Below are 13490 nucleotides of genomic sequence, written 5' to 3'. Positions count from 1 at the left end.
GAAAGCCAACTAAACTAGCGACATTCTCGTGGCAAAAAAGAAAAATCTCACAAAAGGCCAATTGCGCCGAGTACGGACAAACCAAAATAAACGAATTGATCGTCAGCAAAAGGATGTCCAGTGGGATGAATCCTTACTGGAATCAGCCCGTGAAGGGGTCGTGATCACTCGTTTTGGACAACACGCAGATATTGAAGATCTTCAAACCGGTGCTGTTCAACGATGTAACCTTCGCCGCTCAATCGAAAGCTTGGTGACTGGGGATACTGTCGTCTGGCGTCCTGGCGTTAAAACATTGCAAGGCATTGCTGGCGTTGTGGAAGCTGTCCACGAACGTCACTCAGTGCTTACTCGCCCAGATTACTATGACGGTGTAAAACCAGTCGCAGCCAACATTGATCAAGTTGTGATCGTTTCTGCAATTCTACCCGAACTGTCTACCGACATTATAGACCGTTACTTGATTGCTACCGAACAGGTTGATTTCAAGCCTCTAATCGTGATCAACAAAATAGACTTGCTTGATGAAAACGGTCTCGACATCGTAAAGAACATGCTCGCGATTTATCATCAAATCGGTTACGACGTCATGATGGTTAGCCAGAAAACAGGTGAAGGTATGGCTGCGTTAAAAGCAAAGCTTGCTGACGTAACCAGTATTTTTGTCGGCCAATCGGGAGTCGGTAAATCCAGCTTGGTGAATGTTCTGCTTCCAGAAGTGAATGCCGAGACGTGCGAAGTATCTGAAAACTCAGGACTGGGTCAGCACACTACCACCACTGCTCGCCTTTATCACTTCCCCGATGGAGGCGATCTTATTGATAGTCCAGGGGTACGTGAGTTCGGACTTTGGCACTTGGAGCCAGAGCAAGTCACACTAGGTTTCAAAGAGTTTCGTGATTACATTGGCGGCTGTAAATTCCGCGATTGCAAACACAAAGACGACCCAGGTTGCTTGATCCGAGATGCAGTTGAAGGTGGTAAGATCAGTACCGAGCGCTTTAATAGCTACCACAAGATCATCGATAGCATGTCTGAAATGAAGGCAAATCGACAGTTTTCACGCAACAAAGAAAACTGATCGTCCGTCGATTTTCCCCCTCCATCTGGTTAGCGGCCTGTTAATTTTGTAAACTAGGCCGCTTTTTACATTTCGGCCTTTGGGATTTCTCTAAGCCATTCGACGAGTTAGGAATAACAACTGTGTCTAACGATTTGAAAATTGGTCTGCAGTACTGCATGCCAAAACATCTACTAACCCGCCTTGTAGGTAAACTTGCTGCTGCTAAAGCCGGCTTTTTGACGACCGCTGTGATCAAATGGTTCGTACGTCAGTACAAGGTGGAAATGGGTGAAGCTAAAAATCCAGATCCAGCAAGCTACCCAACGTTCAACGATTTCTTTGTTCGTGAATTGAAGGACGGTGCTCGTCCAATCAATGATGAAGCAAGCGTCATTAGCCACCCCGCTGATGCTTGTGTCAGTCAAGCCGGTCCTATCGAGCAAGGCCGACTGATCCAAGCCAAAGGTCACACCTTTGATGCGTGCGAATTACTCGGTGGTGACGCAACATTGGCTGAAGAATTTGCTGACGGTGATTTTGCGACCTTATATCTGTCGCCGCGTGACTATCACCGTGTTCATATGCCATGCGATGGCACGCTTCGCCAAATGATCTATGTACCGGGTGACCTGTTTTCGGTTAACCCACTCACTGCTGAAAATGTGCCAAACCTATTTGCACGCAATGAGCGTGTAGTGTGTATTTTTGACACCGCATTTGGCCCACTTGCACAAGTGCTTGTCGGTGCAACTATTGTAGGTAGCATCGAAACCACGTGGGCAGGCACCATCACGCCACCTACTGGTCAAAGCATTCGTCGTTGGGATTACCCTGCCGAAGGCGATCAGTCAGTCACCATTCAGAAAGGCTCAGAAATGGGTCGCTTCAAATTGGGATCGACCGTAATCAACCTATTCCCGAAAGGGGCGATTACCTTTGACGAGAGCATTGTCGCTGGCAAAGCAACCCGCATGGGAGAAAGCTACGCTCATCAAAAAGTCGCGATACACAATCAAGAACAGAGCGAAATAGAAACCGTTTAACGGCAAAATTACGATCTGCGACGAAAAGGGCATTATTGCCCTTTTTTTGTGCTCAAACTTTATCAGAGCACAGAGTATTTTCTTTTCTCCCCCGTATGCTGTTGAAAGTAAAATGGCATCCAACTCAATGAATTAAAACATGAATATGATGCCATCACTTCATTCAAAGAGGATGGGATCAGCCTTATGTCAACACTCTCTCGTGCGGTAATACTTAAATTTGTCATTGCCTTTGGCATCCCGCTCGGCATTTTACTCATGCCTACCGATTGGATCCCTCTCGACAATTTAACGATCATCCAGCATCGTTTGCTCGCTATCTTCCTACTCGCGGCATTACTTTGGGTACTCGAACCCGTCCCCGTTTTCGCCACATCAATTCTCATCATCGCACTCGAACTGATCATGATTTCCGATAAGGGACTCAATATGTTCCGAGACACAACGTCTGATCATGAATTAGGCGATCTCATCGCGTACACCGATATTTTCAGCGCCTTCTCATCGCCGATCATTATCCTTTTCATGGGCGGCTTTTCCCTTGCGATTGCGGCGTCAAAATACGATTTAGACAACAACCTCGCTCGCGTACTTCTCAAACCTTTCGGCAATAAACCACGCTTTATCATGCTTGGTCTTATGATGATCACCGCGGTGTTTTCGATGTTTATGTCTAACACTGCCACCACTGTGATGATGCTCGCGCTACTGGCTCCGATTGTTGCTTCCGTCCCTAAAGGAGACACGGGGATCAAAGCGCTGGTCCTCTGCATTCCTATCGCTGCCAACACTGGCGGTATTGCGACACCAATCGGAACGCCGCCCAACGCAATTGCTTTGCAATATCTCACTGGGGAAAATGCCATTAGCTTTTTAGATTGGATGGCAATGGGCTTGCCCTTTGTGGTGGTGCAACTGGCATTCGCATGGTGGTTACTGCAAGCACTCTACCCCGCCAGTCAAAGTGAAATGAGGCTTAAGCTAAACGGGAGATTCCAAAAAAGCTGGCGCGCTTATACGGTTTACACGACCTTCGCCGTCACGATACTGCTTTGGATGACTACCAGCCTTCATGGCATGAACACATATGTCGTGTCGATTGTTCCTCTGGCCATCTTCACCCTCACTGGCATTATGGGCAAAGAAGAATTGAAGCTCATCAATTGGGATGTGTTGTGGCTTGTCGCCGGTGGTATCGCCATCGGCTTAGCGCTTGATAAAACGGGGTTGGCCTCTGCACTTGCACACGCCGTTGATTACGATACCTTGTCCCCTGTAGCGGTCGTACTTACGCTATCCCTCATTTGCTGGTTGATGGCAAACTTCATGTCGAATACCGCCACAGCGAACCTTCTTATGCCGATTGCGGCTGCTGTAGCAACGTCCATGCAAAGCCTATCCGCCATAGGGGGAATTCAAGGACTATTGGTTGTGGTCGCATTTTCTGCTTCACTTGGCATGATACTACCTGTGTCGACGCCCCCTAACAGCTTGGCATATTCGACGGGGTTAATTGAAAGCAAAGACATGGCCAAAGTCGGCCTTATTTTGGGTATCACTGGCTTAATCATGGTGTATGGTGCCATGTTTATTATCACCTAGCGCCTTTTCTTACTTAGCACTTTCGAACTTCTGGTCGGAAAGGCCGCCGAGCCTTTCCCCAAGTCCCAAGTCCATATACACTCTCGCTCCTTTTCAAATTTAACAACGCGAACTTTGGCTCGCATCTTATGAGGACGCTCTCTTGGGATATGAATGGCTAGCGCTTGCCGCCGCCTTTCTTTGGGGTATTTCCAGCCTAATATCGGTGACGCCCGCTCGCCACTTAGGCAGTTTTGCCTATAGCCGTTGGCGTATGGCCTGTGTGTCAATCATGCTGTCACTCTTAGCGCTATTTACCGGAGGATGGGCAACCATCACGTCGGACATTTGGTGGCCCATGGCGGTGTCTGGCCTGATTGGTATATTTATTGGTGATACCGCTCTGTTTGGCTGCATGAATCGAATCGGTCCGCGACGCTCAGGCCTTTTGTATTCCTGCCACGCAGGCTTTTCTGCTCTGCTAGGTATCTGGCTATTTGGTGAAACTCTACAAGGCATTCGACTTGTCGGCGCTATCTTGGTGTTTTCCGGCGTCATGATTGCCGTCTTTTTCCGCCAAAGCGGAAATGCCCACCAATGGGAGGAAACGAAAGGTAGCTTGGGCGTCGCCATCGCCCTTGGTTTAACAGCGGCGCTTTGTCAGTCGTTAGGTGGCGTGATTGCTAAACCCGTCCTGACGGGTAACGTTGATCCCATCGCTGCATCAGCCATTCGTATGATTGCGGCATTTACCGCACACGGCATACTCGTTCTGTTGCAAGTGCGTGTTGCACAACCAGTGAATCCAATTAATTGGCGTATTTTCGGTATGGTGGTGGTCAACGGCTTCCTTGCTATGGCCGTCGGCATGACGCTGATTATGTACGCGTTGAAGTGGGGCGAAGTGGGTATGGTGGCACTGCTGTCATCAACCACACCTGTCATGGTCCTGCCACTCATTTGGCTGTTCACCAAAGTGCGTCCATCACCGAGTGCGTGGATTGGCGCCGCGCTTGCGGTAACAGGAGCAGGGCTCATTGTTTCAAGCTAGGGCTGTTCAGCCGCCTTCAACGCTCGAACATAAAAACGCCGCATTCATTGCGGCGTTTTCAGTTAAGCGCGTCCAACAGGGAAAGCGATAACGTCATCGATGTGTGATTTACCTAGCGCCAACATGATCAAACGATCAATCCCCAAGGCAACGCCTGCACAATCAGGCAAACCATGTCGGATTGCTTCAATCAAGTGGTCGTCGATAGGCTGCGCCTTCAGTCCCATGCTTTCGCGCTTTCGGTTGTCTTCTTCAAAACGAGCAAGCTGCTCATCAGCATTGTCCAGCTCATAGAAACCGTTGGCGAGTTCAATGCCTTTGAAGTAAACCTCAAAACGCGCAGCAACGCGTTTATCATCACTACATACTTTCGCAAGTGCGGCCTGTGATGCAGGAAAGTTATACACAAAAGCAGGTACTGTTTGCCCAATATCAGGCTCGACACCCACGCTAAACAGCAATTGCAGCAAGGTATCACGGTCTTCTTCAGGCTCAGCGATATCTGACAGCCCCAGCGTTCTTGCTGCCAATTTTAGCTGCGCCATTGTGCCCTCGAGTGGACAGACTCCAAGCACAGAGATGAACGCATCTTGATAGGTCATACGCTCAGCTTGACCTACGCGCATCACAAGTTGCAGCAGCATATCCATCTCATCCATGAGTGCGTGATGGTCAAATCCCGGGCGATACCACTCCAACATAGTAAATTCAGGGTTGTGGTGACGACCCGCCTCTTCGTTACGAAAGGCTTTATTGATTTGATAGATGGCACCACTGCCAGCAGCCAACAACCGTTTCATGTGAAACTCAGGGCTCGTCATCAAATAAAGCGGTATACCTTTCGCATAACCAGGGCCGACAAAATCGGTTCGGAAAGTATGTAAATGAATATCTGTGACCGTCGCTTGACTCATTGCGGGTGTGTCTACTTCCATGACGTCGCGCTCTGCAAAAAACTGACGGATATTACGCATCAAGGTTGCGCGTGCTTTTAATGTCTCGATATCAGACGTAGGACGCCACTGCGGAGTCATATTGAATCATTCTCTTTCATTGGGATTGGCCACATTGTATCTCTTGCTGCCTTCTTATAGAAAGCCCTCTACCATCAAGTCGAATTTATGTTTTCGAGTGCTTGAACAAGTCAAAGATATTAGCGCCATCAAACTGAAAGCCGCTGTTTATTCGCCTCAAGCATGCATCAAATAAAAACCTTTAAAAATAAAGAGTTAAATCACCCAAGTGCAATGCACTTTTTACGTGTCAGAAACATACGAAATGGCTAGGTAACCCGCCATTAACATGTGTATTTTCTTTCACTGACGACCCAGATCACACTTCTGTGGCTTAACGCCCAAGAAAGCCGAAAAGTCGGAACAAATACCCTTTCAGGTCAAATAGTGATGAGGCCAAGTTCCCTAAGATGGGGATAGCTTTTGAGTTCGATGCACAGATTGCATCTCTTATTTTTTAACAATCCTCCGGAGGATAGCTGTGAAAACAATTACCACAGATATCGCTGTTATTGGCGCTGGCGGCGCTGGCCTTCGTGCCGCTATTGCTGCAGCTGAAGCAAACCCAGAACTAGAAATCTCTCTGATTTCTAAGGTATACCCGATGCGCTCCCACACGGTGGCCGCTGAGGGTGGTTCTGCCGCCGTCATCAAGGATGAGGATAGCCTCGATAACCACTTCAACGATACCGTTGGCGGTGGTGATTGGCTTTGTGAACAGGATGTTGTGGAATATTTCGTTGAGAATGCAACTCGCGAAATGATCCAATTGGAACAATGGGGTTGCCCATGGAGCCGCAAAGAAAACGGTGACGTAAACGTTCGTCGTTTCGGTGGCATGAAAGTTGAGCGCACGTGGTTCGCGGCTGATAAAACTGGCTTCCACATGCTGCACACGCTTTTCCAAACGTCTATCAAGTACAAGCAAATTAAACGTCTTGACGAGTACTTCGTGGTGGACTTACTCGTTGTAGACGGTGAAGCACAAGGCCTGATCGCCATTCATATGTCTGAGGGCGAGTTGGTCTGCATTAAGGCAAAATCCGTCATTCTAGCAACAGGAGGCGCAGGCCGCGTTTATAACTGCAACACCAACGGTGGTATCGTAACAGGCGACGGCATGGCAATGGCCTATCGCCATGGTGCTGCACTGCGTGATATGGAGTTTGTTCAATATCACCCAACGGGCCTGCCAGGCACCGGCATTCTGATGACGGAAGGTTGTCGTGGTGAAGGCGGTATTATTGTCAACAAAAACGGTTACCGTTACCTTCAAGATTACGGCATGGGCCCAGAAACACCGATTGGTCAGCCAAAGAACAAATACATGGAACTCGGCCCACGCGATAAAGTCTCGCAAGCATTCTGGCACGAGCAGCAAAAGGGCAACACAATCAAACACGCACTGGGCGATGTGGTGTTGCTAGATCTTCGCCACCTAGGTGAAGAATACCTTAACGAACGTCTGCCATTTATCTGTGAATTGGCAAAAGCGTATGTCAACGTTGACCCAGCCAAAGAGCCAATCCCTATTCGCCCTACTGCGCACTACACCATGGGTGGTATCGAGACGAACGGCAAGAACGAAACCACGATCAAAGGTTTGTTCGCTGTAGGTGAGTGTTCATCTGTAGGCCTTCACGGTGCTAACCGTCTGGGTTCTAACTCGCTGGCTGAGTTGGTGGTATTTGGTCGCGTTGCAGGTGAAGGTGCTGTTGAGCGTGCGGCTGAATTCACTGGCTGGAATGACGAAGAGATTACCCGTCAAATCGCAGCGGTTGAAGCGCGTATCGATGCACTCTTGAATCAAGAAGGCGATGAGAATTGGGCCGAAATCCGTACTGAAATGGGGCACACCATGGAAGCGGGCTGCGGTATCTACCGTCGCGAAGATCTCATGCAACAAACCATCGACAAGCTCACTGAGCTTAAAGAGCGTTACAAGCACATTAGTATTCAAGACAAAGGCAAAGTGTTTAACACTGATCTGTTGTATGCCATTGAAGTGGGCTACGGCCTTGAAGTGGCAGAGGCCATGGCACACTCTGCAATCATGCGCCGCGAGTCTCGTGGTGCGCACCAGCGTCTTGACGAGGGTTGCACAGAACGCGATGACGCGAACTTCCTGAAACACTCTCTGGCTTTCTATAACCCAGATGCAGCGCCAACCATTACATATGGTGACGTGAAAATCACGAAATCTCAGCCGAAAGCACGCCTATATGGTGCTGCTGCGGAAGAAGCTGAAGCTGCGGCTAAGAAGGCTGAAAAACAACAGAAGGAGCAGGCATAATGTCAGACAATCGCATTCAAAAAGTCAGCATTCTTCGCTATGACCCGTCGAAAGATGATGAGCCTCGCCTGCAAACCTTTAACGTGCCATTCGACGACACCATGTCGGTATTGGATGCATTAGGTTACATCAAAGACCATCTCGACAAGCACCTCGCGTATCGCTGGTCTTGCCGAATGGCAATCTGCGGCTCTTGCGGCATCATGGTGAACAACGTACCAAAGCTTGCATGTAAAGCTTTCCTACGCGATTACCCTGATGGCGTGACTATCGAACCGCTCGCTAACTTCCCAATTGAAAAAGATTTGATTGTCGACATGACGCCATTTATTGAGCGTCTTGAAGCGATCAAACCTTACATCATTGGCAACGACCGCACGCCTGAAGATGGTGCAAATAACCAAACGCCAGAGCAAATGGCTCGCTACAAGCAGTTCGCTGGCTGTATTAACTGCGGCCTTTGTTACGCTGCCTGCCCTCAATTTGGTCTAAACCCTGAATTCATCGGCCCTGCAGCGCTAACGTTGGCTCACCGCTACAACCTTGATAGCCGTGACAACGGTGCGCAAGAGCGTATGGCCCTGATCAATGGTGAAAACGGCGCGTGGGGTTGCACCTTCGTCGGCTATTGCTCTGAGGTTTGCCCGAAAAGCGTTGATCCAGCAGCAGCCGTTAACCAAGGCAAAATCGTATCGTCTCAGGACTTTGTCATTGCGATGCTCAAACCTGATGGTTCACCAAAGAAAGTGGAGGCTTAAGGATGTCTAACCGTAAACCTTACGTTCGTGAAATGAAGCGTACATGGTGGAAGGATCACCCTTTCTACCGCATGTATATGCTGCGTGAAGCAACGGTATTACCACTGATTTTCTTTACCTTGTTCCTAACATTTGGCCTAGGTAGCTTGGTGATTGGCGAAAGTGCTTGGCAGAACTGGCTAAGCTTCATGGCAAATCCTGTCGTTATCGCGATCAACATCGTGGCACTGATCGGAAGCTTGTTCCATGCGCAGACGTTTTTCAGCATGATGCCACAGGTGATGCCAATTCGTATCGGTGGCAAAAAGTTGGATAAGAAGATCATAGTGCTGGCTCAATGGGCAGCCGTTGCAGTGATCTCTGCCGTTGTTCTGTTTGTGGTTTAACACCATACAAGTGAGGAGATAAAGCGTGGTCGATTTGAATCCAAAACGTTCTGACGAACCAGTATGGTGGGGACTATTTGGCGCAGGCGGTTCTTGGTTTGCAATGATTACCCCTGTAACCATTTTGGTTCTTGGGATCATGGCACCAATGGGCATTCTAGACGCAGAAGCCCTGAGCTATGAGCGTGTAACTGGTTTTGTCACCAGCTTCATTGGCGCATTGTTTGTTATAGGTACTTTGTCTTTGCCTATGTGGCATGCGATGCACCGCTTGCACCATGGCATGCACGATCTGAAGTTCCATACAGGAACTGCTGGAAAAGTGGCGTGCTATGCCGCTGCATTCTTGGTAACTGCACTGTCTGTGATTTTCATCTTTATGATTTAATCTCACAGGCACGAAAAAGGGAGCTTTCGCTCCCTTTTTTATTCCTACTGTCTGTGCACCATTATTTCTTTGGCATCTGGTGCAACGCTTCCATTTTTTCCATCATCCCCAATGCCCTTAGACCGGCAATCACATCAAGGTTAGAGGTCATCTTTCCGCTGTTACCACGCCAAAGTAATGCTTTGGTTCTTCAATCTTGTGGTCTTTCAAATTGTCGTACAATGCAGTCGAGTTATCGCGATGCAATTCCACCAAATAGACGTCACAATTAGAACCGTACGCGTCATAGGTCGCTTTAGGCACCTCCGATTCTGCTTCACCTTTTGCTAGGATAGCCATGGTTTCAAACTCGCCAGCTTTGGCACTCGCCTGTTGAATCGCAAACAGGGAAATAACTCACGAAATTACAGACACAAAAAAGGCCGCCTAAGCGACCTTTTTACTGCAAAGCAGATGACCCGTGATTACTTGACGCGGCTCACGTATTCGCCAGAGCGTGTATCCACTTTAATCACTTCACCGATTTGAATGAACAAAGGCACACGAACAACAGCGCCCGTGATCAATGTCGCTGGCTTGCCGCCAGTACCAGCGGTATCACCCTTCAGACCAGGATCTGTTTCAGTCACTTCAAGCTCAACAAAGTTTGGCGGAGTAACAGCAATTGGGTTACCGTTCCAAAGTGTCAATGTGCAACGGTCATTCTCTTTCAACCATTTGATGTTATCACTGACTGCTTTTTCATCAGCAGCGATTTGCTCGAAAGATTCTGCGTTCATAAAATGCCAGAACTCACCGTCTGTGTAGAGGTAGTCTAGTTCATGATCCATTACGTCAGCAGCTTCCACTGAGTCGCCTGACTTGAATGTCTTCTCCAGCACTTTGCCAGAAAGCAGCTTGCGGATTTTTACGCGGTTGAACGCTTGGCCTTTACCAGGCTTAACGAATTCGTTTTCGATAATGACACAAGGTTCATTATCAAGCATAATTTTCATTCCACCGCGGAATTCATTGGTGCTAAAAGACGCCATGTCTATCCTCTTAACATCTTCGAAGTTGTCATAAATGCCGGACATAATAACCCGAAACGCATCGCCTGTTGAGAAAAAGTGGCTCAAAGAGATCGCAAATGCTGTCTCAGATCCTCAAATTCTTCTGCAACAGCTCGAGATCGAGCCTACACCATGGATGACCGGCTTCTCTGCACGCACCTTGTTCTCACAACGTGTGCCACAAAGTTTCATCGATAGAATGGAGAAAGGTAACCCGAATGACCCGCTTTTGCGTCAAGTATTGCCTGTTATCGAAGAGTTTGAGGAAGCGATAGGCTTCACCATAGACCCACTAGACGAACAAGATAATGATGTTCCCGGACTCCTTCATAAGTACAAAAATCGTGTGCTTATGATTGTAAAAGGCGGCTGTGCGATCAATTGTCGATACTGCTTCCGTCGACATTTCCCTTATCAAGACAACAAAGGCGGCAAAGAAACCTGGCGCAAAACGATCGCTTACTTGCAAGATCACCCGGAAGTCGATGAAGTTATTCTGTCTGGTGGGGATCCACTAATGGCGAAAGACCATGAACTGCAATGGCTAATTGAAGCGATAGAATCCGTGCCTCACATCAAGCGCCTTCGTATTCACTCGAGACTGCCTGTCGTGATTCCATCAAGGGTGACATTAGCACTTACTCACATGCTTCAATCATCAAGGCTTGGAGTGGTATTGGTCACCCACATCAACCATGCCAATGAGATTGATGATGAGTTACGTGCGTCAATGGCGAAACTCAAAATAGCCGGAGTCACCCTTTTAAACCAAAGTGTGCTGCTGCGTGGCGTGAATGATTCTGTCGAAGCGCTGAAAAACCTGAGCAATAGTTTGTTTGATGCAGGTATCTTACCGTACTACCTGCATGTTCTGGACAAAGTGAAAGGAGCAGCGCATTTCTTAGTCGCTGATGAAGAAGCGAAAATGCTGATGTCTGGGCTTATCAAAGAAGTTTCCGGCTACTTGGTTCCACGCCTAACACGTGAAATCGGCGGTCGTGATAGTAAGACACCTCTCGACCTTCATCTCGAATAAAAAAAAGTAACCTAAAAAACTGCTTGATAAGCAGTCAGTTGCAAGTAATGATGAAAAGTCCCTCTTGTATTACCTCGGAGTGACTATGCCTGTAACTGTTCGTCCTGTAGAGCCTCGCGATATTCCAGCAATCCAACAACTCTATGCCTGCCCAAAAGCACAAGCTGGTTCGCTACAAATGCCATTACCTTCGCTTGCGATGTGGGAAAAACGACTCAGTAACCTACCGGATAACGTCTACAGCCTGATCGCGGAAGAAGAAGATAAGATAGTAGGTCAGTTGGGATTTGAAGCCAACCGTCGCGCACGCAGACGTCATGTGGGTGAATTCGGCATGGCTGTGCATGATGACCACACCGGAAAAGGCGTTGCCAGTAAGTTGCTTAGTGCCATGATAGATTTGGCCGACAATTGGTTGAACCTACGTCGAATCGAATTAACCGTTTATAGCGACAATGAGGCCGCTATTGCCTTGTATAAGAAATTTGGATTCCAGCAGGAAGGCAAAGCCGTGGATTACGCTTTTCGAAATGGGGAATACGTCGATGCACTTTACATGGCGCGTTCGAACACGCCCGAAAGTTGATCAACGGCTCCTAACTATCAGCGTGAAAACGAGTTTTTCGCGCTCTTCCTCCCGAATTTACCGTTGAGTTTATCAAACAACAACTAAGCTACTTTCTTATCCATATGGATATAGTCCACTTCAATAGATTTCGGAGATGAATAATATTCTTTGAAAGACTCACTTCAATATCTAAGCCTAAAAAGAGCCAGTTATACGAATATTATTTGGGTTAGTCTGTCTGTTCCAATTGATGCAAATCAACAAGCACACCTAGCTCCAAGAGATCGACTTCACCTCGTTCTTCAATCCATACTTTGATTGACTCCCTGTCCTGCGCTGTCGCGGAGCCATATCGAAGCGCTGAACCCACAACAAGCTCAATATCTTTCATACCACCGCCAGCAACAAGTAGATGACGAGATTCTGCAAAATCAGCCAAGGATTCAATAAAAGTATCCAGTTCTTCGTCGTTTTCGGTATTCAGCTTCAGACTGATCACAAAGCCAAACACCGCAAACTCATCTAGGTACAGCTTCTTTCTCAATCGTTTAGAACGTTGTGATGGCATGGATATATTCCTGTCAGCTAACAAGTGCTGACAGTGTAGAAGTTAGTCTTGGGCTTGTCGGTATCAAAGGTTAAAAAACGGGAGGAAAATACTTTGTAATCGCGAAAGCAGCAATGTCTGTTTTGGCGCTGGATGTAGGCAAATTTCTCGATGCGTAAGCGAACTATTAGCACCAGCTTCTAAAAAGCCTAATTACTCCTTCGCAAAGTCCTCATAGGCCTCCACCTGAAGTTAACCGACATGGTGGATGTACATTATTGGTATATTTTTGCTAAACGCAAAAAAGCCCTGACCGTAAGGTCAGGGCTTTTCTAACTGTTTGCCTTCATCTTTTCTTAAAAAGACGAAAACGAATTTGAAGCCTGGCGATGTCCTACTCTCACATGGGGAGACCCCACACTACCATCGGCGCTGTTACGTTTCACTACTGAGTTCGGCATGGAGTCAGGTGGGTCCATAACGCTGTGGTCGCCAAGCAAATTTGGTGGTTTTATCCCGCTGGCTATACTGTCCGCTTGCTGCGTTTGTTTGCTTTCTCGCTCAGTCATGTACTTCATACACTTCTTCACTCGACTCACAAACCGCCTTGCTATCGAACACTATCCCTGCGCTATCATGGCGCTAGCTGGATAAATCCTAAATCTTGAAAGCTAACGTCGTTCTTCACACATTCAATGTTCTACTTTGAGT

General features: G+C 47.8%; 14 protein-coding genes and 1 rRNA gene. 10 read left to right on the top strand and 5 right to left on the bottom strand.

Going from position 1 to position 13490, the window contains the following annotated elements; all coding sequences use genetic code 11:
* Window positions 1-28: 28 nt before the first annotated feature.
* From rsgA to L4D06_RS12085, 4 genes are all read left to right on the top strand, one after another.
* A complete protein-coding gene (gene rsgA / locus L4D06_RS12100) occupies window positions 29-1081 on the top strand; it encodes a small ribosomal subunit biogenesis GTPase RsgA (RefSeq protein WP_274166622.1) in 1053 nt (350 codons plus the stop codon).
* 122 nt (window positions 1082-1203) lie between these two features.
* Entirely contained in the window at window positions 1204-2106 is a 903-nt protein-coding gene (asd, locus tag L4D06_RS12095) for an archaetidylserine decarboxylase (RefSeq protein ID WP_429739633.1), read from the top strand.
* Window positions 2107-2292: 186 nt separating this feature from the next.
* The gene (locus tag L4D06_RS12090) at window positions 2293-3708 is read left to right on the top strand and encodes an SLC13 family permease (RefSeq protein ID WP_429739631.1); all 1416 of its coding nucleotides are present in this window, start codon (window positions 2293-2295) and stop codon (window positions 3706-3708) included.
* A 142-nt stretch (window positions 3709-3850) separates the two neighbouring features.
* Entirely contained in the window at window positions 3851-4738 is an 888-nt protein-coding gene (locus L4D06_RS12085) for a DMT family transporter (protein WP_429739629.1), read from the top strand.
* A 62-nt stretch (window positions 4739-4800) separates the two neighbouring features.
* Here the strand turns inward: L4D06_RS12085 and epmA are convergent, their stop codons facing one another.
* Window positions 4801-5772, bottom strand: a complete 972-nt coding sequence (gene epmA, locus L4D06_RS12080; protein ID WP_429739627.1) for an elongation factor P--(R)-beta-lysine ligase — start codon at window positions 5770-5772, stop codon at window positions 4801-4803.
* Window positions 5773-6232: 460 nt separating this feature from the next.
* On the opposite strand from epmA, the gene frdA reads away from it, so the two are divergent.
* From frdA to frdD, 4 genes are read left to right on the top strand one after another with little or no spacing between them, the layout of a single operon-like run.
* Window positions 6233-8044 carry a fumarate reductase (quinol) flavoprotein subunit gene (gene frdA, locus L4D06_RS12075; RefSeq protein ID WP_429739625.1) on the top strand — a complete coding sequence of 604 codons (1812 nt, stop codon included), beginning with the start codon at window positions 6233-6235 and terminating at the stop codon, window positions 8042-8044.
* Window positions 8044-8802: a succinate dehydrogenase/fumarate reductase iron-sulfur subunit gene (locus L4D06_RS12070; RefSeq protein ID WP_429739623.1), complete on the top strand. Its 759-nt coding sequence runs from the start codon at window positions 8044-8046 to the stop codon at window positions 8800-8802. The genes frdA and L4D06_RS12070 overlap by 1 nt, the downstream gene beginning before the upstream one ends.
* 2 nt (window positions 8803-8804) lie before the next feature.
* The gene (gene frdC / locus L4D06_RS12065) at window positions 8805-9188 is read left to right on the top strand and encodes a fumarate reductase subunit FrdC (RefSeq protein ID WP_274166615.1); all 384 of its coding nucleotides are present in this window, start codon (window positions 8805-8807) and stop codon (window positions 9186-9188) included.
* 25 nt (window positions 9189-9213) lie between these two features.
* On the top strand, window positions 9214-9576 hold the full coding sequence (gene frdD / locus L4D06_RS12060; RefSeq protein WP_429739621.1) for a fumarate reductase subunit FrdD: 363 nt from the start codon (window positions 9214-9216) through the stop codon (window positions 9574-9576).
* A gap of 147 nt (window positions 9577-9723) precedes the next feature.
* Here frdD and L4D06_RS12055 read toward each other — a convergent pair whose 3' ends face one another.
* Both L4D06_RS12055 and efp read right to left on the bottom strand, forming a co-directional pair.
* On the bottom strand, window positions 9724-9915 hold the full coding sequence (locus L4D06_RS12055) for a hypothetical protein (RefSeq protein ID WP_274166613.1): 192 nt from the start codon (window positions 9913-9915) through the stop codon (window positions 9724-9726).
* Between the two features lie 125 nt (window positions 9916-10040).
* Entirely contained in the window at window positions 10041-10607 is a 567-nt protein-coding gene (gene efp / locus L4D06_RS12050; protein ID WP_028023417.1) for an elongation factor P, read from the bottom strand.
* A 34-nt stretch (window positions 10608-10641) separates the two neighbouring features.
* Between efp and epmB the strand changes: the two genes are divergently transcribed.
* Both epmB and L4D06_RS12040 read left to right on the top strand, forming a co-directional pair.
* On the top strand, window positions 10642-11664 hold the full coding sequence (gene epmB / locus L4D06_RS12045; protein ID WP_429739618.1) for an EF-P beta-lysylation protein EpmB: 1023 nt from the start codon (window positions 10642-10644) through the stop codon (window positions 11662-11664).
* Window positions 11665-11749: 85 nt separating this feature from the next.
* The gene (locus L4D06_RS12040; protein WP_429739616.1) at window positions 11750-12250 is read left to right on the top strand and encodes a GNAT family N-acetyltransferase; all 501 of its coding nucleotides are present in this window, start codon (window positions 11750-11752) and stop codon (window positions 12248-12250) included.
* 211 nt (window positions 12251-12461) lie between these two features.
* Here L4D06_RS12040 and L4D06_RS12035 read toward each other — a convergent pair whose 3' ends face one another.
* Window positions 12462-12800, bottom strand: coding sequence for a 50S ribosome-binding protein YggL (locus tag L4D06_RS12035; protein WP_274166610.1), 339 nt, complete (start codon window positions 12798-12800; stop codon window positions 12462-12464).
* A 360-nt stretch (window positions 12801-13160) separates the two neighbouring features.
* A 5S ribosomal RNA gene (rrf, locus tag L4D06_RS12030) occupies window positions 13161-13276 on the bottom strand.
* Window positions 13277-13490: the final 214 nt, after the last annotated feature.

Origin of the sequence: Enterovibrio makurazakiensis (genome assembly GCF_050336585.1) — a bacterium.
GTDB lineage: Bacteria > Pseudomonadota > Gammaproteobacteria > Enterobacterales > Vibrionaceae > Enterovibrio > Enterovibrio gelatinilyticus.
Note: the sequence above shows the minus strand (reverse complement) of the source record. Positions and strands in the feature narration are given on the sequence as shown.